At 44.3% G+C, this 19052-nt stretch carries 22 protein-coding genes; 7 read left to right on the top strand and 15 right to left on the bottom strand.

What is annotated here, in order from left to right; translation table 11 throughout:
- The first annotated feature begins 56 nt into the window (after positions 1–56).
- The 3 genes from B3K42_RS06380 to B3K42_RS06370 all read left to right on the top strand — a co-directional run bounded on the left by B3K42_RS06380 (position 57) and on the right by B3K42_RS06370 (position 1920).
- Positions 57–560, top strand: coding sequence for an inorganic diphosphatase (locus tag B3K42_RS06380; protein WP_220026615.1), 504 nt, complete (start codon positions 57–59; stop codon positions 558–560).
- Between the two features lie 68 nt (positions 561–628).
- Complete coding sequence (locus tag B3K42_RS06375) at positions 629–1282, top strand: HAD-IA family hydrolase (protein ID WP_110990765.1); 654 nt, start codon at positions 629–631, stop codon at positions 1280–1282.
- Positions 1282–1920, top strand: coding sequence for an HAD-IA family hydrolase (locus B3K42_RS06370; protein WP_110990764.1), 639 nt, complete (start codon positions 1282–1284; stop codon positions 1918–1920). Before B3K42_RS06375 ends, B3K42_RS06370 begins: the two co-directional genes overlap by 1 nt.
- A 70-nt stretch (positions 1921–1990) precedes the next feature.
- Here B3K42_RS06370 and B3K42_RS06365 read toward each other — a convergent pair whose 3' ends face one another.
- From B3K42_RS06365 to B3K42_RS06335, 7 genes are all read right to left on the bottom strand, one after another.
- Positions 1991–3136 carry a succinylglutamate desuccinylase gene (locus tag B3K42_RS06365; RefSeq protein ID WP_292597621.1) on the bottom strand — a complete coding sequence of 382 codons (1146 nt, stop codon included), beginning with the start codon at positions 3134–3136 and terminating at the stop codon, positions 1991–1993.
- 13 nt (positions 3137–3149) lie between these two features.
- A complete protein-coding gene (locus B3K42_RS06360; RefSeq protein WP_181419093.1) occupies positions 3150–3302 on the bottom strand; it encodes a hypothetical protein in 153 nt (50 codons plus the stop codon).
- Positions 3303–3317: 15 nt separating this feature from the next.
- Positions 3318–4622 (bottom strand): C4-dicarboxylate ABC transporter, encoded by a 1305-nt coding sequence (locus B3K42_RS06355; protein ID WP_110990762.1) that lies wholly within the window; start codon positions 4620–4622, stop codon positions 3318–3320.
- 65 nt (positions 4623–4687) lie between these two features.
- The gene (locus B3K42_RS06350; RefSeq protein ID WP_110990761.1) at positions 4688–5323 is read right to left on the bottom strand and encodes a DUF6305 family protein; all 636 of its coding nucleotides are present in this window, start codon (positions 5321–5323) and stop codon (positions 4688–4690) included.
- A 115-nt stretch (positions 5324–5438) separates the two neighbouring features.
- Positions 5439–7100, bottom strand: coding sequence for a dipeptidase (locus B3K42_RS06345; protein WP_110990760.1), 1662 nt, complete (start codon positions 7098–7100; stop codon positions 5439–5441).
- Between the two features lie 61 nt (positions 7101–7161).
- Positions 7162–8445 carry a hypothetical protein gene (locus B3K42_RS06340; RefSeq protein ID WP_110990759.1) on the bottom strand — a complete coding sequence of 428 codons (1284 nt, stop codon included), beginning with the start codon at positions 8443–8445 and terminating at the stop codon, positions 7162–7164.
- The gene (locus B3K42_RS06335) at positions 8445–9068 is read right to left on the bottom strand and encodes a DUF6305 family protein (protein WP_258367344.1); all 624 of its coding nucleotides are present in this window, start codon (positions 9066–9068) and stop codon (positions 8445–8447) included. Before B3K42_RS06335 ends, B3K42_RS06340 begins: the two co-directional genes overlap by 1 nt.
- Before the next feature lie 470 nt (positions 9069–9538).
- Between B3K42_RS06335 and B3K42_RS06330 the strand changes: the two genes are divergently transcribed.
- Positions 9539–9682 (top strand): hypothetical protein, encoded by a 144-nt coding sequence (locus B3K42_RS06330; RefSeq protein ID WP_181419092.1) that lies wholly within the window; start codon positions 9539–9541, stop codon positions 9680–9682.
- A gap of 25 nt (positions 9683–9707) precedes the next feature.
- Here the strand turns inward: B3K42_RS06330 and B3K42_RS06325 are convergent, their stop codons facing one another.
- Positions 9708–9992: a hypothetical protein gene (locus B3K42_RS06325; RefSeq protein ID WP_258367343.1), complete on the bottom strand. Its 285-nt coding sequence runs from the start codon at positions 9990–9992 to the stop codon at positions 9708–9710.
- A 24-nt stretch (positions 9993–10016) separates the two neighbouring features.
- Positions 10017–10565: a hypothetical protein gene (locus tag B3K42_RS06320; RefSeq protein WP_258367342.1), complete on the bottom strand. Its 549-nt coding sequence runs from the start codon at positions 10563–10565 to the stop codon at positions 10017–10019.
- A 29-nt stretch (positions 10566–10594) separates the two neighbouring features.
- Between B3K42_RS06320 and B3K42_RS06315 the strand changes: the two genes are divergently transcribed.
- Positions 10595–11398, top strand: coding sequence for a methyltransferase domain-containing protein (locus B3K42_RS06315; RefSeq protein WP_110990757.1), 804 nt, complete (start codon positions 10595–10597; stop codon positions 11396–11398).
- Here the strand turns inward: B3K42_RS06315 and B3K42_RS06310 are convergent.
- The 4 genes from B3K42_RS06310 to B3K42_RS06295 all read right to left on the bottom strand — a co-directional run bounded on the left by B3K42_RS06310 (position 11390) and on the right by B3K42_RS06295 (position 15593).
- Positions 11390–12328 (bottom strand): alpha/beta hydrolase family esterase, encoded by a 939-nt coding sequence (locus B3K42_RS06310; RefSeq protein WP_110990756.1) that lies wholly within the window; start codon positions 12326–12328, stop codon positions 11390–11392. The genes B3K42_RS06315 and B3K42_RS06310 overlap by 9 nt on opposite strands.
- 68 nt (positions 12329–12396) lie before the next feature.
- Positions 12397–13122: a hypothetical protein gene (locus tag B3K42_RS06305; RefSeq protein ID WP_110990755.1), complete on the bottom strand. Its 726-nt coding sequence runs from the start codon at positions 13120–13122 to the stop codon at positions 12397–12399.
- Positions 13119–13937 (bottom strand): patatin-like phospholipase family protein, encoded by an 819-nt coding sequence (locus tag B3K42_RS06300; RefSeq protein WP_110990754.1) that lies wholly within the window; start codon positions 13935–13937, stop codon positions 13119–13121. Before B3K42_RS06300 ends, B3K42_RS06305 begins: the two co-directional genes overlap by 4 nt.
- Positions 13938–14246: 309 nt before the next feature.
- A complete protein-coding gene (locus B3K42_RS06295; protein ID WP_110990753.1) occupies positions 14247–15593 on the bottom strand; it encodes an FAD-dependent oxidoreductase in 1347 nt (448 codons plus the stop codon).
- Between the two features lie 608 nt (positions 15594–16201).
- On the opposite strand from B3K42_RS06295, the gene B3K42_RS06290 reads away from it, so the two are divergent.
- Complete coding sequence (locus B3K42_RS06290; protein WP_258367341.1) at positions 16202–16735, top strand: hypothetical protein; 534 nt, start codon at positions 16202–16204, stop codon at positions 16733–16735.
- A 2-nt stretch (positions 16736–16737) separates the two neighbouring features.
- On the opposite strand, the gene B3K42_RS06285 is transcribed toward B3K42_RS06290, so the two are convergent.
- Entirely contained in the window at positions 16738–17382 is a 645-nt protein-coding gene (locus B3K42_RS06285; RefSeq protein ID WP_110990752.1) for an MgtC/SapB family protein, read from the bottom strand.
- A gap of 281 nt (positions 17383–17663) precedes the next feature.
- Between B3K42_RS06285 and B3K42_RS06280 the strand changes: the two genes are divergently transcribed.
- Positions 17664–18383, top strand: a complete 720-nt coding sequence (locus B3K42_RS06280; protein WP_110990751.1) for a sugar phosphate nucleotidyltransferase — start codon at positions 17664–17666, stop codon at positions 18381–18383.
- A gap of 157 nt (positions 18384–18540) precedes the next feature.
- Here the strand turns inward: B3K42_RS06280 and B3K42_RS06275 are convergent, their stop codons facing one another.
- Positions 18541–19050 (bottom strand): ferritin family protein, encoded by a 510-nt coding sequence (locus B3K42_RS06275; protein WP_110990750.1) that lies wholly within the window; start codon positions 19048–19050, stop codon positions 18541–18543.
- Positions 19051–19052 lie beyond the last annotated feature (2 nt).

Raw genomic sequence — 19052 nt, 5'->3', positions numbered from 1 at the left:
TATGACAATCATGAGGCTGTGGTCTTTCTGGCATAATTGATGAGGAGGTGAGAGCTTTGCAGGAAGAAATAGTACTGGACATCATGATAGAGATTCCGAAGGGAAGTAGAAACAAGTATGAATACGATAAAAAACTAAAGAGAATAAGGTTCGACAGGACTCTGTTTTCTGCGGTCCACTACCCTATGGATTACGGCTTCATTCTCAATACACTTGCAGAAGACGAAGATCCGCTTGATGCAATGGTTTTGCTCTGGGAGCCAACTTTTCCGGGCTGTCTCATAGAGGCAAAGCCAATCGGCGCATTCAAAATGTGGGACGAGAAAGGTTCAGACGAAAAGGTTCTCTGTGTTCCGATTCATGATCCGGTCTGGAATTATTTAGAAAGCCTGGACGATGTCCCTCCTCATCTCCTTAAAGAGATCGAGCATTTCTTCTCCATCTATAAAGACCTTGAAGAAAAGAAGACAGGCGTAGAAGGCTGGGTGGGGAGCGAGGAGACTTTAAGGATAATTGCTGAGTCGAAGCTACGATTTCTCAAAGAAGGTGGAGATTCTTAAGAAAGCTGACAGGACGAAATTCCCAAAAACGTTTATCATTGAACTAGACATCAGAAAGGGGATTTGTTATGTTTGAATATGTGATCTGGGATTTCGGCGGCACTCTTTTCGATACATACCCCGCAGCAGCGGAGGTATTCTTGAGGGTTCTTGAGAAGTATGAGGTAAGAGCTTCAGTCAAAGAAATTCTCGAAAAGCTGAAAGAATCAACATCGAAAGCTGCCAGATATTTCGTGGATAAGTACAAACTACACAATGGATTTCTGGAGGATTTCTACAGTATAGAGAATCATCTTGAACCGGAGAGACAACCTCCTTTTGAAGGGGCAAAGGATATCTGTATCCAGATTAATAAGAACGGAGGAAGTAATTTCCTCTTTAGTCATAGGAGTAATTACTCCATGACTAAGTTGCTTAACTACTACAATATGTTGGATCTCTTCTCCGAAATAGTATCCGCAGACAGTGGTTTCGCCAGAAAGCCCGATCCACAGGCAATTATGTATATTATCGACAAGTATGGACTCGAAAGAGAAAAAGTGATTACGATCGGTGATCGAGAGATCGATATAGAGGCTGGGAAACGAGCCGGAATAGCTACCTGCCTCTTCAACCCAGATTCGGCATCAGCAAGTACAAAGGCTGATTTCGTAGTTACTTCCTTGAAACAGGTGCCTTCTGTTTTGCAGGTCTGCAACAGATACAGTGGTTGTGAAAGCTGATGATTGAGAATCTTATATGGGATTTCGACGGGTCGCTTTTCAATACCTATCCCGCCATGGTAAGACTATTCAGGAAGACTCTGGCGATTCACGGATACGATGCTTCTGAAGATGAGATACTCTCACTGATGAAAGAGACGCTGGGAAAGGCGGTTGATTTCTATTTGGATAGAGGAGTTGATTATGAATTCTACAAAGACTTCAAGAAATCTGAAGAAGAGCTCGCCCCGGCCGAGCAACCTCCTTTTGAAGGTGCTCGCGAGGTATGCTCATTAGTGGTGAGGAATGGGGGTAAGAATTTGATCATAACCCATAGATCGCGAAAGACTGCTTTCAAGCTGCTGAACCACTTTGAAATGACCTCACTGTTCAGCGACATAATCACCAGAGAAAGCGGATTCAAGAGGAAACCAGACCCCGATGCTTTCATCTACGCGATTAGAAATTATAGACTGAACCCCAAATCGACTCTCTCCATCGGTGACAGAGACCTTGACGTTATAGCTGCAAGGGATGCAGGAACAAAGACGTGTTTCTTCTCGCAAAACGGAGCTAGACCATCTATTGATGTAGATTTCATAATAGATGATCTCCCCCAGCTTGAGGAAATAATTCTGAAAGACAGTCATTCCAAATAATTCATAGCGCATTAAGAAAGTGCATACTCAGGAAGATGCGTATGCACTTTCTTCATTTCGAAACGAAACTCTACTGGAGATATACCATTTTCGAATCTGCTTCAGAAGGATCTTTGAAGTAGAATCCCAATCCGTTTTCGACAATGTCCGCATGTTTTGGAGCTGAGACCTTAAATCCGCGATCTGGATTCTTCTTTGTCCACTGCACCATTATCTCCTGTATGACCGAAGAGTGCTGTCCAACTCTTCTGTCAATGGAGAATCCATTCTCATCATAAGGAACGTATAGAAGCCCCTTTTCGCCAGCTTTAAGAACGAATGGATCTATACCATCAATAATCAGCTCAGGAGTTTTTGCAGCCGTAATCTGGTCCAGGTGGACTCCAGGAGATTCCAGCAAGAATGGATAGGCATCAGACCAGTCTCCAATCTCCCTGTGAGAAAGTCCTCTGTAGCCTGTCGGAGAAGACTCAACATGGTTTTCGAATTTCTCCCTTCCCTTTACGTAGAAAGCAGCTCCTACTGCATAAGGCATTGACTTCTCAGGAGCGACTATACAGTTTGTTACTGGATACATTGCCTCTGCCTCATGAAGATCGATAACCACATCAATTCCTTCATTACGGATCATTTCCATTGCAGCAAAGGAGACCTTTTCGGCAAGAAAGCCATCGGGTCTTCCCGGCCAGGATCGATTCGTATTCCTTGCATCTATGTACGACAAAAGCTGTCCATCAGGATAGTGGACATATACATCAGGGTCAGGCCACTGGTCAAGTGCCTGGAACCCTCTGTCACCCATTCTGAATTTCTTTTCTCCCCAGGGTGTCTCAAGGAAGTAATAGAGAGGGAACCCTCCACCAGGCTGTGTCCCCAGAGAACCACTCAGGTTGAAATGCGGAATAATATATACGGTTCCCTTTTCCACTTCAAGATTCTCAATGAAGAAATAAGCTAGCAAGGCGGCAGATGGTTCATTAGCATGGGTTCCGGCGATTATGAGTGTCTTTCCACCTTCTTCTGCTCCTTTAAGCTCAAAGATGTCAGTGTCAGCTATTGTTCCTTCAATTCCATCGAAGTACTTGCTGAGTTTGAAGACATTTGTCACACTTGGTCCGGCAACAACTTCCTCCTTGAAGTACCTCTGAACATACAGAGGTATTCCTCCTGCCAGTACTATAAGTGTGAGTACGCCAGCTATTATCAGTTTTCTCATCATAATACCACTCCTACTTCATTCTCAGTAGTCTGAGAATGAAAGGCAGAAGAGCCAAAGTATAGAGTATCTCGCTCTTGATATCTTTAGTCTTAATGAAGTTCCATATTAGCATGCCTACGACATAAGCTGTCATCACATAATACAGAAACATTATCAAAGTCATGACGACACCCCCTCCTCAACCTACCATCATCAGGAAGTTGAATTTATTTGCAAAGATAACAAGTATCATTGCAACGACAGTTATGGCTACCCAGGGTACCACGCACTCTTTTAAGAACGAGCCATATGAGCCTTTGTACCCGACAGTGCTAACTGTCAAGCGTCCGATAAGTGCAGTTGGAGGCAAGCCGTCCCCAAGAGGCCACAAAAGACTCAATCCTGCCAAAACAATTACAGGGTTAATCCCGTTTGAATTCAACATCCAGATAAGCGGTATTCCTATTACCATAGCGCCACCATATGTAAGGAGACCTTCCGATATCGGTATTATGAAGGGAAGGAGCATCCAGACTATGGCCAGAGGAGCCGTTACAATCCACATAGAAATGAGGCCCTTGACGCCGTTAAAACTCATTACCTGTATCAGCATGCCGACAACTGCAATAGTTGCTATTAGCGGTGTCAATTGCGCCACAGTCTCCTTGCTGACCTTCAGAATATTCACTCTCTTGAAATTCATCAGCCACGCAACCAAAGCACAGATTGCAAAGACAAGAGGCAATCCAAGAACCGGAAATCCGAACGGCCAGATTCTGGGGGCCCCAAGCAAGAATACGAGTACAACAAAAGGAACAGCAACACTCCAACCTGACAGCCCTTTAGGATCAGGAATCTCACTGAGAGCCTTCTCCTTGTCAATGTTCTTTGCACCACGCCCAAAGTATATGACAGAAAACAATCCAAGAATCAATATTGGTACAAGAAGCGGCATTGTAAATCCAACATATGGAATGGCCGTCCCGGCACAGGTCATCATCGCCCAGATGTTAACTGGCGGAGCAGCGGCGCTCAAACCGGCGACAATGAAAATCAACGCAGAAATTCTTACCTTCGAAAGTCCCATTGCGTTTAGGGCTGCAGCGACAGTCCCTCCGACAACCAGAACAGAGATGCTTCCCGCTCCAGTGAGTGCTCCTGGAACCAGTATTACCAGCATAAGAAGTATTAGCATCAGGATTCTTTTGTTATGGAAAGCTCCAATTATCTTCCTGACGATATAATTCGTTCCGCCCGACTCTTTAATAATATTCATGAATATTGTTGCGAATACGAAGATAAGTCCAATGTCGAGGTATGTAACGGATCCTTCCGCAATATGCCTGAAAGTATCGAATCCTGCTCCCCCGGCAATTGCCCCGCCGATTACCGCAACAAACATACAGAGTTCTGTTGAGAATTTCAAGAACTTCCCGACGGCATAAGCTCCGACCATAACCAGACCGGCTATGATCGTTTGCATATATATTGCATCAGCTGACAACGTGATTACCCCCTTTAATTGGGGCCGGAACGGCAGTTCATTCTATCGTACCGGCCACCAAGAAACTACAAACCGAATACCTGTATAAAAGTATCGAGAAGATCAAAAGCAGAATCAATTTCTACTATTGGAACGTTCCTCTCTTCCGCTGCCTTTGTGAACTTCCCGTCGCGGTTTGAATCCTTTGTAACTATGAAAACGTCAGCGTGAGGCGCAACTGTATCGATCATTGTCTCAACTGGACTTCCTGGAAGACCCCTCTGAACCTCTCCTCCAATAGCAATTGCAACAATCTTTATTTCGTTTGCCTTCGCGTATTCTATAAGGTCCTTGAGTCTGTCCACTTCTGTCTCAACAGAAAGACCGGAAGCACCCATGCCTTTCAGGCTGGCACCAAGAACGAGTACCAAGGACTGGAACTTAGTACCTTCGGGATCAGGAGAAAGCGTGGTGACGTGCTTTCCTATTGCTGACTTGGCTCCACCAAGCCCTACTCCGGCCGCAAGCTCATACTTGGAAAGAACATCACAGTAGTCGTACTTCAGGCCAACTTCATCGGCAACATAGTTGACTGTTTCAACCTCTGCGCTCTGACCGGCAGAAGTTATTACGACAGGCAATCCGAGCTGCACCTCGGGTTCGGCAAACACAAAAACACTGACAAGAGAAACTACAATCAGAACTAACAGAAATCTTCTCATGTAAGTAACCTCCTCATTCGAAATCTTCAACACTATATATGAATCAAAAATCGTCTACAAGGTTTGAAATAAAAAAAGAGCAAAACCCGCCCCGCTTTGGGGGCGGGCAACTTGATTACTTGGCTTTGTAGCCGTCGTCACCGAAAATGTGGCCTTCGTCGTATCCTACTGCATCAAGCCACCAGTCGGGGTATCCAGCTGAAGAACCAACGTTCGGTATGTTTATGTATCCGTCTCTGTACTTGGTTATTAGATATTCGTTGAAATCCCATACTTCCGCCATTACTCTGTCAGTGACGTCAGCAACGTAATCAGTAAGGAATTCCTTACACAGTTCTGGATCTGTTTCGTAAAGCTGTGCAGCTGCCGATTCGATTGCTGGCTGTACTGCAAAGAGCTTTCCTTCGATCTTCTTCTGAAGTTCCTGAATCTCCGGATACATGTAGCTCCACTTCAGTTCCGCCCAGTTGCCCATGAAGTTGAATGCCCAAGATGCGACATTATAGTCGAATTCCTGAAGGCTACCACTGTCATAAGCATAAGGGACGTCCGTTATTCCACAGTACATCGGCACAAGAATCGTTTCGTGAGGCGCAGCTGCTCCCCACCATACTACTCCACCGACAGGATCAGGAAGCCAATCTCTTGACTGAGTAACGAAAACGTATTCACATCTGAAGATGGAAAGGGCTCTTTCCCAGCTTCCCTTTATTAGCTTACTGGAACCGGCATAACGATTAGGATTGCCAAATGGGCCGGCCGCGAGACCCTGGGTCAAATCAAACTCGGTGCCTTCGTAGTGGTCTCTGAACAGATCAATGACATCTGCCACAGACAGTTTCTTGTCAGGTACGATAGAGAATGGGTAGTCTTTTGTAAAACTGTCTTCTACCCAGGGAGAAAGTCCAAGAGATGGGGAGACTCTGTCGAGAACTCTCCATGTTCTTCTCAGACTGTAGTAAGGCATAGAGTACTCGCCTGTACTAACAGTTCCCATCCAGTCTATAGGACCTGTGCTGGGATCGTACCAGCCAGCTTCTGTAGCAACATCGATAAGATTCGGCGAGAACATATTGTCAGGACTTTCAGGATCGAGTTCTCTGATCCTGAACATGTTCGATTCTACGAAGACTTCTCCATCGGGAACCTTCTTTGCCGCCCAAAGTGCACTCTTCTTGTCTGGCGATGCACAGATTTCGAAGACCCAGGCTTCGTTGGGGTCTGCTACTGTGAGTGTTTCTCCCCAACCGTAGTAACCGTACTCAACGGCAAGTGCACCCATGAGTTCGATAGCTTCTCGGGCTGTGGTAGTTCTTTCCATTGCCACTCTTGAAAGAGCTGCAACATCGAAAATGCAATCTTCACTTGGCCGAGCATAGACCTTTGCAGAACATGTACATTCACCGATTGCCAGCTGATGTTCATTGATTACGCCGTAAACTGCATCAAAGTAGCCAAATGTGTGCTCGACCTGATCGATGTAACCCAGAGGCTCTGTTGCCGGAAGGTCTGGATCGTTGTAGGTCGGACCCATATCTGCGCCAACATAACGCGGATATGGCTCAATGAACGGGTAAACAGCTCTCTTTGCTCCCGCTTCATAGTCTGCGGGTGGAACATAGACGTACCTGAAATCACAGAGGCCGCAGTCAGCTGAATGGCTCGTCATTACCGAACCGTCAACAGACGCACCCTTAGTAACGATGATCGTGGTACAGGCAAGGCCTATACTGACTATTGCCGCGGCCACAATCAGGACCGATAGGATCTTACGCAATTGAAACCCCTCCCAACTTGATTTTATTGGGGATATACCCCAGATTTAAGGTCTAAAGACCTTATCTTTTCATTGAAATCAGCCAGAGATCTCTATCTGCCTGAGCTGGTTTAACACCAAATTCACTCGAGTTCGTGTGCCCCGTGAAGAAGACATAACCGTCCGCTTTTGCCAGCGATAGGATTAAGTCATCTTTAGCACCGCCAATGGTAGTAGACTCGAGAAGCTTGCCCGACACATCGATCACAATTACCCAACCGTCAGTCTTCCCGTGATTACTCTTGACATCGTAATTGCTGGAGTTAGTATGCCCGGCGATCATTAAGTCTCCAGTGTCAAGTTCAATAATCCCGCGCGCAGTCTCGGAATAGCTTCCGCCGAAATTCCTGCTCAAGATCTCCTCACCATTTTCATCCGAAGCCAGTACCCAGAAGTCTCTTCCACCATACCCGCTTGAAAAGAGAGACTGACCGGCATCTTGCTCTCCTACAACAAATATCTGACCTTCGCTGGATACAATTCCGTCGTAGCCGCTCTCAAGCCATCTATCTCCATATTGCTTAAACCAGATCATTTCGCCGGAAGGATCAAGTTTTAATAACGAAAGCTGGTTATCAACGTACTGACAGCTCACATTGCAATCTCTCTTTGAGAAGTAACCTACCGAATATATGGATCCCTCACCATCTTGGAACAGCCGTCTCGGGCTGTCCTCACTCTGCGCGACATCAAACAACCACTGACTAAGAAGAGTACCGTCTTCATCGATTTCAACTAACCAGAAATCCTCTCCCCAGATGTAGTTCTCTACATCACCGTCGTTGGATCTAGTGTAACCCCCTACAACAAGGCTTCCGTTTCCCATATCTACCAAATCGAATGCGTGATCCTGAACCCTACCACCAAAGGATCTTTCCCAGAGAAGCTCTCCTTCAGCAGAAACACATATTACCCAGTAATCGCCAAAACCGTTGTTAAAAGAAACATCACCGTCAGATGATTCGGTGAGGCCCACCAAAACGAAATTGCCATTGGCAGTCTGCACAACGCCTTCAGCCATATCCCGCCTGGACCCTCCAAACGAGTTCCACCACTGGAGCTTCAGATCTTCGCTAAATTTCGCAATTAGAAAGTCTTCCTCACCGTTTCTGGAGAAGAATTCGCCCTCAGAAGAGGAAGTGTAACCTACAACAACTATCCCTCCGTCGCGCGTGGCTATAATATCTTTCCCCGCATCATCTCCATTACCCCCAAACGCTCTCGCAACAACAGATGGAACGCTAGCGAAAGAGACCACAGAGAAAACAACTAACAGAAACTGGAGTGCAATTGATTTGTTCTTCATTAGTCACAGCACCTGCCGCCGCCGAAATCCCTTTCAAAGATTGAAACGAGATCTACAACAACCGGCAACTCCACCAATATCGGGATATCACTTTTCAGATATGGCAAGTATTGATCAATGGGGCTCTCAGCTACTATAAGGACATCTAGAAAGGGAACGATTGATCGGACGAATTCTCCCTTTACGGGATCGTCTCCAGTTCCTTCAACATCGATATCTATTGCCAGAACCTTTCCTCCAGATCCCTTCACTGAAGAGGCAAGCATCTCAATTCTATTGACATCTTCTGCTGATCCCCGTTCAGCGCCTCCAACAATGACAACAAGAGTACGATATGGAGTACCGGAAACGAAGAAGGGATGAAAAAATTCGTCGGGTAGCTCTCTCCCAATCCTGAATCCAGCGCCAGAACTGAGGTCTTCGACTGTCGCAAACCGCGAATAGTCACGAGCAATCTGAAGACTGTCACAGAAATAGTTTATATTCAGAAGCTCTATGCTCTCACCCCAAACTGTCATTAACAGAGGATCTTCAATTACGGGCAGAGGTTCCACTGTCAGAGAGCATAGAATCGAACAAGCTAAAAGAATGAATATAACCGTAGCAATTTTCAAGAGTGCCATCCCCAAAGTAAATAATAATTAGTTCAACGCAGAAAACTCATTAAGTTAGCTTGTAAAACTTTCTTATAGTCATTCTATACTCAGTTTGCGCGTCCAATTTCCTCACTAACTACTCATTCTGGCAAATATTGGGTCCAAACGTTTCCTTGAAGGCTGCCGAAGAATAAAGAGACAAACTATAAAATAAGTACGTAATCCTTATCGTTTACAGATTTATTCTACCATCTCTTCAATCCCTGACAAACTATGATCAGTCAAGATGATCTCCAATGTAGGGCAACTACGGTCGATTATCACTTCGTAGTTAATTGAGGTGTGATTAGCCAATCTGCAAATGCATTCTTGTTTAATTCTCTGCTTTCATTCGCTTTCAATTCAGTTAATTACCAGCACTGTTATGTTTGCGGAAATTACGCATACTCATCTCGTGCATGCTACTATAGAAACCGAAAATCTTTTTCGGGAGGGTTTTGATAAAGAGCTGGAAGGTCTGGGAAGATTACGAGTACATAATGTTGAAACCAAGCGAGTTGAAGGACATAAGAAATGCCATAAGATATTACGACCCCAAAGGAAAGCTTGTCGCGGTCCAGTTACTTAAGAAAAAGAAGTAAACTGGGTCAGATGAAGATCGCATAATCATCCTATAATGCAGGTTCCCATATCCATATCCTGCACAATTATCAGGCCCATCGAATACATGACCAGGCATAAGACAAAATACAGCCCAAGAGGAATTAGTACTCGAAGAACTCTACTAGAAGCTCTGGAATTCAGTTTTTCAACTACGAAATTGACTGAGAGTATTATAGCCACAACAAGAACGTACTCGACTCCAAACAAAAAGAATGGTAAATCGTTTATCTGGTTAACGCTGAAATAGGCTTGGCCAACTTTCTCCCAGAAAGGCCAGGGTGTGAACATCAAATGGCTGATAAGATAGACTGCTCACGTGCCAAGAACAACCGGCAAACTCTTAGAGGTCTTCAGATAGTATTTTGAAAAAAGATAGGCGCCAATAACTATTCCCGAAAGATGCACAACGTCATACACTATCTGGAGCATGTAAATGTGGTCAGAAAGATCGAGAGTTGAGAGCGCCGCAACAAGAGAGATTCCCATTGTCGCCATTGCCCCCTGTTTCGCCCACTCCCACCCAAATAACAGAGCCAACCAACCAATCAAGAATACTAGATAACACAGATAGATCAAATTATGTAAGTTGTTCGTCGAGAAACAAGTAATCTCGCCGTCAGAAGTGCGCTCGTATTCCATATCAAGAAGATCGAGATCGAAATGCTGGTTTGGCCTATTGTAACCGCATTCTCGCCACTCGTAAAGCCACCCGTCCCAGGTCAAGTAGAAGATGAAAATCACGATCCACAAAACCATGAAGGAAATTCCAAGCCTTCTCTCGAATTTGTTGTGGTTCAGCTTCATAAAGACTCCCGTCAACAAGACCAAAGATAATCCAGATTTTATCATGATATAATGCATAATAGAATTCATCCACTGGAGCGATTTTCTTGTCACTGAACTGGATCGATGTTACAAACATTGACATCAAGACTCTTCTACTGCTGGAAAAGCACAATATCTCCCATTTTGCGAGAAACCATTCATGCCAACAATCTCTGGCAATAGTTCTAAAGATCAATCCCGAAATCCTCTGGTATTTCAAGACGGTTCTACCTGACGGCGCGGAGATATTCGAAAGAATGGTGAATGAAACCTCGGAAAACCTATCTAGAGAAGAGATCAGAAAAGCAGAACTAGAAGTATTGAAGAATTCGAATGACTGGGTTGTATACATTGTCGATCCATCTGTATACGACTCTCTCGAATTCACGGAGTGGGATGACAAATTACTGACAGACTTGGTTGAATTCAGTGGCAAGAGAGTTGTTGATTTGGGGGCGGGTACTGGCAGGCTGTCATTCGTTGCGGTGAACGAGGAAGCATCAGTCGTTTACGCAGTTGAGCCGATGAGAACTTTGAGGGAGTACTTGAAAAAAAGGGCGAAAGTAAAAGGATTAAGCAATTTCTTTGTTGTTGATGGCTTGATAGAGGAGATTCCCTTTGAGAAAGACTTCGCGGATGTTGTCATCTCGGGCCACGTTTTTGGAGATTTCATTGAAGATGAATTCTGTGAGATGCACAGAGTTACTAGGAATGGCGGAGATATTGTTCTCTTTCCTGGCAACAGTGATTCGGATAATGAGATTCACCAGTTTCTTATAAAAAGAGGATTTAGATGGGGAAAGTTTCAGGAACCAGGAGTTGGCTATGTAAGATGGTATCACCTAGAAGTGCATAAGAAATCATTCTAGGTGCTTGGCTTCAAAAAACTCCCAGATCATTTCACTAGCTTTTATGCTTGCATTGGAGGAACTGCTGAGAGAGTCGATCCCCTTTTCTCTTCCCGGCCAGGTGTGATCACCGTCAGTTAGCATGTAGAAATGGACAAGACTCCTCTCGTCTTTCCCGGTGTACTCTTTCAGTATAACCAGTCCATTTTCCTGTTGTGTCTCCTGTACGGTACTTGCTCCCATCTTGGTTGCCCAAAATTCCACAGATTCTTCTACCGGGGGGAAATACATTCCGTTGGCTTCCGAGCTGCTAGAAAAACCTCCCTCAAATGGTATTATAGGATCTTTCATCCCATGGAACACTATCAGCGGAACTTCCCTATCCGGAGGGTTTATCATAACAACTGCATTTTCATCAGTTCCGCCCGCCGGAGAAGAAGAGACAATTGCACATGCTGCAAATAGCTCTGGATAGCGTGACATAAGCCTGTAGACAATCATACCTCCATTGGAAAGACCGACAAGATAGATTCTAGCCTCGTCAATGGGATAAATGTTTTTTATTTCGCCAACCAGCTCATAAATATACGAGACATCATCAACATTGTTTTCCATAGCGTATCCGCAACAGAAACCCGAATTCCAGCTCAAGAAAACGCTGTTCAGAGGGCCCGTCCCCTCAGGATAGACTGAAATGAAACCCTCTTTGTCAGCAACTTCCGTTATTCCGTATGTATTCCTTGTGTAGTTACTATTGCCAAAGAGACCATGAAAAACAAAGACTACCGGTAACTTCTCGTCTTTGATTGTCGGAGGTAAATGAACTATGCTCTGCCTCGTTCTGCCGTCATACTCCATCGTTATAATCTCATCTACTCCCTTTTTCGTGCCACTGACGAGGTAGAATCCCATGGCCAGAAGAGTACCGATTATCACCATTGTTTTGAACACTTAGCTGCCCCCCATTCACCTCTTGATTTTGACAGCAAATAACATATTAATACTACCACTTGTCAAGACTAGAATCTCTTCCTCAACTTCTCTAGAAAACCTAACACATTGTCCGAACAAACCCGCTTTGCAACTCTTACTAAGCGGCATTCAGAATGTGAAAGCATCTCCCTGGCGTAATTCAACGAGCGTATTTCCATCGCCTGAAACAGTAAATCTGAAGCTGTTTTGAGCCTGCCGGAAGATGGTTCCCTAAAGTTGACAAGGACTGTATCTCCGTCCGAGATAAAGGATACTGGAATCTGGCTAAGATATGTAGTGGTAACGTATCTGCCCATATAAGGCGGGAAGAGACCCGGGAAAGAAATGCATGAGGCTGCAACTCCCCTGGCCATTCCTGAAACAAGTTTTACCGTCCGTTCTTCAAGATCAAAGACCTCGGAACTGAAATCAATATTTCCTGAAACCCCTTTCAGAAAGAAATCCCTCACATTGCTCTCAAAGACATGATTTTGTCTGGACCAGATCCGGCAGTGCCGAAGCTTTTGCAGCTTATGTCGCAGCCCTATCGGTGTGGAGACTGCAAAGCCATCCATTACTCTCAGCGTGTTGAAGAACCTTTTTACGAACTCAGATAACCGGCCAATACCCTCATTTTCTCCCAGCGTTTCTGCAATCACAGCATAATATCCGGCCAGTCCGTTAAGTATAATCTCTCCCTTGCCAACGAGACTATTCATGTGTTCCACAGCGGCAAGGCCCTGAAAACCGTATCCCCCGACATGAATCTTCAAAGTGTCACTCCATTCAGATCGCATTTGAGCGTTTCTTCATACGATTCATTCATGACATCAATACAGGATGAGTAATCCAGCAAATCGATATTCCTGGTCATAACTGGAGAGATCAAAATGTCTGCAGCAGCTATTTCTCTCTGCAAAATCAAATCGGCTTTGTATTCATCCATCAATCCCAATATTGAATTCGAAGTGCTGAAGGAAGTAACCCTATTAGATGAAGAAAGATCTACGGCAACGACGAAAGTACTATTGGCCTCTCTAGCGACGCTTACAGGAAGATTGCTTAGGATACCGCCATCAGAAAGTTTAAGGTCTCCTTTCTCCTCAGGTTTGAATAAGCCAGGAATTGCCATTGAAGCTCTAAGAGCTTCGTATATACTTCCCTCATTATGAACGCAGAGTTTAGCGGAATTCATAATTGTAGATGTACATATAAAAGGGATTTTTGTGTCGGAGAACCTGTACCCCCCTAAGTGCTTCCTAAGTGTTCTGAAGTATATCCCGGAGGGAAGCGCTGCTCCGAAGGCATTCAAATACGCACACGCGATCGTATTGAAGATCGGCGAGTATGTATTCCCTCTTGATTTCCTTAATGATAGCCATCTGGCCGCCTTTCTGTGGATCCTCAACGTAATTTCCCAGAGGCTACTGGAATCAGCCAATATTGAATATCCCGCCCCGACTAGCGCACCAATACTAACTCCAACGATGAGATCCGGAACGAACCCTTTCTCTTCAAGTGCGCGAATAACCCCAACGTGTGCTACTCCTTTTGCTCCGCCACCACCTAGAACCAACGCTCTCTTCATCTGACACCTCAAAATTCAATCCAGTAAAGATGCTCCTCCTTGAAACGAATAATCGGCGCAGGAATCTGTGCTCACTTGTCCTCCAATGCTCGGGATTTTATGTTCACATTAAGAGATACTCTGTTAATCAATGCCGTGCCATCTTCTCCTCGGGAAAATTCACCTCTGCTCTTTCTTAGCCGAAAAGACTGCATACAATGCTTGGACCCGGTGCAACACTGACTAAGTTCTCTTCTACACCTTTTCCAAAACCTTATCTGCTAATCGCTTATAATGCGCCTCCCAAAATCCAAACAAGCATGTCCAGTCTTAGTAGTTGATTTTCAGAATGTCTGCTAGAGAAAAGATTGAGTTTCTATCAGTGATTCTGTCAAGTTCTCTACTAATTTCATCTCTGGAGATTTCTCTTATTGGTCTGCCACTTTCAAATGAAATCGCAGAGGCCACTCCAATAACCTGTCCCATGCCGGCCGACGTCGGCATAATCCTTCCTGCGCTTTGACCTTCAAAATCACTTGAGAAACATCTGCCTGCGGTGTATAAATTATCGAAGTCGCTGCTGATGAGTGCCCTTAAAGGAATCTCATAGTAGTCTGAATAGAGAGGAACACTGCCCTTAACTTCCGGAGTAATCTTTTGAGTTTCAGAGGAATGGATATCTATTCCATATGTTGCTTTGACAACACCGTCAGAGAATTTCCTGTGCGACCTAACGTCTTCTCCAGTAAAAACGTAAAGCCCCTTCACTCTTCTACTCTCTCGAATTCCTATGTCGTCTGCAATCTTCTCAATTCTTGACTTCTCGAATCCCTGAACGTACTTCCTCGAAAAGGCAACAAGTTGATCGATCTGCTCATAACAATCGAAGACCGATTCCGCCAGTTCAAAAGGATCAACGGGATCTCTATCGAACGAGTGAGTTGTATTTATGGATACTCTGTCTTCTCCGGGAAGTTCTATAAAGAAAAAGTAGTCGTTAAGATTGTTGAATCCGCCCTTTCTAGCCTTTTCGATCTCATCGAAGTAGCCCGCTACTGAAAGAGGCTTTGAATCGGGTCTCACCCATTTGAAGAAGTTGCTTCTTCTACGACAGACGTCCTCTCTGATTCTCTCAAAGTCGATGTTGCTCATTGTAAACATCAGGGTTGAAGCCTGGTGTGCACCCTCCATATTACCGGAGAAGAGAGTGGCACCTGCCATTTTAGCTAGCGAGGCGTCCCCCGTTGAATCGAGAAACATCTTTGCTCTTGCAGTGAACTTGGCTCCCGAAGAGGAAATGAAACTAACTTCATCAATTATTCGCTCGGAGGAGACGACTTCTGTAGGTAGCGAATGAAGAACAAGCGAAACTCCTGCTTTTCTCAGCTTTTCCAGAAAGACAATCTTCAGAGCCTCCGAATCGAAGGAGTTTCTGAGGATCCCCCCACGCTCATGAAGCTCAACCAGAATTTCGCCGAAAATCCCCGAAACAAGAGATTCGCCCCCAAGCCAAAATCTCATAAAGGGACTGCAAAGGCCTACAGTAGAAATGCCGCCAACGGAACCATTCCTTTCAACAAGCAGCACTTCGAGGCCTTTTCTCGATGCAGCCAAAGCTGCGTGGATTCCCGATATTCCAGAACCAACTATAACTAGATCCTTCTCAATGAAGCTCAATACTCATCACTTGCCTCAAGACTCGTGCCGCAACCTCACCTAACAAGAAGACTACGAATCCGTTTCCCCCCGTCTTTTGTCTAGCAATTGCACTCCATAGAATCACCGAAAACTCCTCCCCCTCAGAGCATTGAAACAGGAAAGACACTTATTCGACCCTAGAACGGAGACCGAATAATCTTGCTATTTTTCTTTGTAGTATTTACCAATCTTCTCTAACACTATCCTATTCACATTCAACTGCTGAAAGCAGAATCCTTTTACATGAGGCTACGACTTCAGAAGTTCTCAGATTGCTTTCCCCTGGTCTCCACTATCATTGGTATAGACTATTCTTAGCTTCTTCATATTAGCATTGGCAGTAGCTAAATACTTTCAGATTCAAGAAAGCAAATGACCAACGTTTCTATTTGTTACTCTTCGAGCTTCACTCGCAAGTCTGGGAATGAATTTTGATAGATTAAGCAACTGTTCAAAGCAGTTAGGCCGACACAGGCATTAACCTTCTTTGATCTCAGAGAGCATAAGAATATAATTGTCAGGTCATAACCATTCTTTCTCATATTCTCACTCCAGTTTCTGCCAAATTCTACGGGGGAGGCGATTTTGTGAAACGCATTGTCATTTTAGCACTTGTATTGACGACACTTCTTCTGTTCTCTGGATGTTACCTGGTCTTGAAATGTGTTGACTTTGAGGGATTCACTGTTGGAACACAGTATCATAATGGTGATGTCTTTTCTGAACTAACAACACAGATGGTAATGAAGCCATTCTTCTGGTTCAATGGAACTCCCACTCCAAATGGAGTAATGACAGTAACGAATGCAGGCATGGCAGGGCACGCTGGTAAGGATGTCAATCTGAACAACATCACTATTTCCTTTAAGTTCCCTGTCAAGCCCTCTGGCCTTATTCTCTATTACGGAGAATACGGCGGAAATATCAATGTGGAGATAAACGGAGTTCTCGAAAATGTACAGGACTTCTCCGACATCAATGGAAAAATAATCGGCGGAGTGAATGTGACTCTGACAGGGGTGAGCGGCCCTAAGGGAATACTGAATCTTCAGGGTACAATTACGTCTTTTTCGATAGGAGGTCAGGAACTCTGGATAGACCACATTTGTCCGAGAAAATGAAGTTAACGAAGCTCAGCACTTCTAATGCCCTTCAGTCCTGAAAGCCCAACAATAAGGGTCTTAACTTTTATGGCATCACCTTTACTCACTTCAACCAAGAGACTGAGGCTCTCTTCATCCTCGTCGATTTCTAGTGACTCAACTGTCAATCCGTTATCCATGAACCATTCTGAAACCTTCTTTGACATCTCTTGAGTGTTGTTCGCGACAATTAGGACCCTGGGTAGATTCCTTCCCCCTATGAGAAGCTCTATTCTCTTGAGAAAGAGAACAATCATCAATGCAAATACAGTAACTACTGCAGATAGCAAGTATTCTCCACTGCCGAAACCCATACCTACGGCAGCGGTTACCCATAGTGTTGCAGCAGTTGTCAAGCCTTTAACGGAAAACCCCTTCTTCAATATCGTTCCCGCTCCAAGAAATCCTATTCCAGAAACGATTTGTGCCGCAACACGCCCAGGGTCACCATGCTCGGCAGTCACGAATACGGTTGTGGAAAGAACCGTTATGAAGGCGGCCCCAACACAAATTAGTGAATGCGTCCTAAGGCCAGCGGGCTTGTAAATTCTCTCTCTCGTGGCTCCAATCAATGCTCCCGCAACGAGGGCACAGAATAGTCTTAAGGATAGATCCAGATACTCCAAATGGAAACCCTCCCTTAAGTAATGATTATAGCTCTTCTTTCCCGAAAGAAGGTGCTGAAATATCACCTTTTTATGCGATCGAACTTTCCAGTAGTCTTACTGAGCTACACTTGATCACTTAGACGAGAAAACTGATTTGCATTTTTCTTTGTTTGACATTGTGCATCTAATGCTTATTGTGAGTCATCAACAGTCCTGCTTGTCTTTTTAGAATCAAAATAGACAGTCCTAATAATCTTGTTCGGCTGAAATGTTATCATTGTTTTTGAGGAGGGATTAACGTGTTGGTTCCAGTAGTTCTGGCTGCTGGTAAGGGGAAAAGGTTGAAAACTTCAATACCAAAGCCTCTTGTCAAAGTGAGAGGAGAATCAATGATAGTGCTCGTACTCAATAAAATCAAACGAATCTGTGATAGCAATACTTCGATCGTTGTTATCAATCCCGATTTTGAAAGTGATTTTAGGAAAGTTCTTGATAGCAATGTTCTATTAGCAAATCAGGATTCCCCAAAAGGAACTGCTGACGCTTTGAAAAGGGCTCTTCATCTGATTCCTAAAAACTCAGATATTCTCGTTATGTATTCAGACCTCATACTCATTAGGGAGGAATCTTTGAAAGCTATGACTGACCTTCACAACATTAAAAAATGTGATATCACCTTTCTCTCTGGAGTAACACACAGAAGATTTCCATATGCCCTGGTAGAGAGGGACGAATCTGGCAATGTGATCTCCTTTAAGGAGAGAAAGATTCCTGACTTTCCTCCACCCTGGGAATTCTATATAGGCCCAATAATTATCAGGAAGGAAATTGTGGAACACTACATTGAAAAACTTGTACCAAATAGTGAAACCGGAGAAATTTATATTGCCGATCTTGTCTCTTTGGCATTGAGTGACAATAAGTCTGTATGCGGCTTTAAGACGCAGAATGATGAGGAGTTTCTGGGCGTTAACACTCCTGAAGATCTAGAACTCGCAGAAAAAATCCTATCTGACTGAACCTTTTTCTTCGGGGTTAAGTCTCATTATCAGAGACCAGAGAAACCACAGGCACAACCCCTTTAGAATGTAAGGCAAGCGAAGGCGACATGGATTACCCCTGAGTTACTAAGACCGGGACCTAGTCCCGGTCTTTACTTTATCAAGTTGATGCTAATCAATATTTGTCTAAATCGGTGAACTTATCCCATTCTTCAAGATGGCTGAATTCAGGGGATTCACTCCAATCGAGACCCTTTCTAATGAAATCCATAAGATTCTCAAGAATTATCTGATGTTTGTTTTCTTCCGCGGCTAATCTAAGGAGTGTCTCCTTCTCAGATGGTTCACCCGTAAGCTTAGCCTGATCAAGATAAAGCTTCACACTTTCCTTTTCCATCTCAACCGCATGCTCATAAGCTTCAAGATTCGTAGCATCAACCTCAAAGCATTTCTTATCATTGAGCATTTCAGAAAACATATTTCTAGTGGTCTTGAAAGTATAAGTGCCCCTGTACTCGTAATTCTTGTCTTTGAATCCACTTATGATCTCATAATGCCTCTGTTCATCATTTGCGAGCATTTCAAACAGCTTCTTAAGCTGTATGTCTTCCGTGCACTGAGCCTGTTTCGTGTAATAAGCCTTACCGTCTTTTTCTAGTTTCAATGCATAATCAATTGCGTTCATTT

The organism is Mesotoga sp. UBA6090 (genome assembly GCF_002435945.1).
In the GTDB taxonomy this organism is placed as follows: Bacteria; Thermotogota; Thermotogae; order Petrotogales; family Kosmotogaceae; genus Mesotoga.
This window is presented reverse-complemented; position numbering and strand designations above follow the sequence as displayed.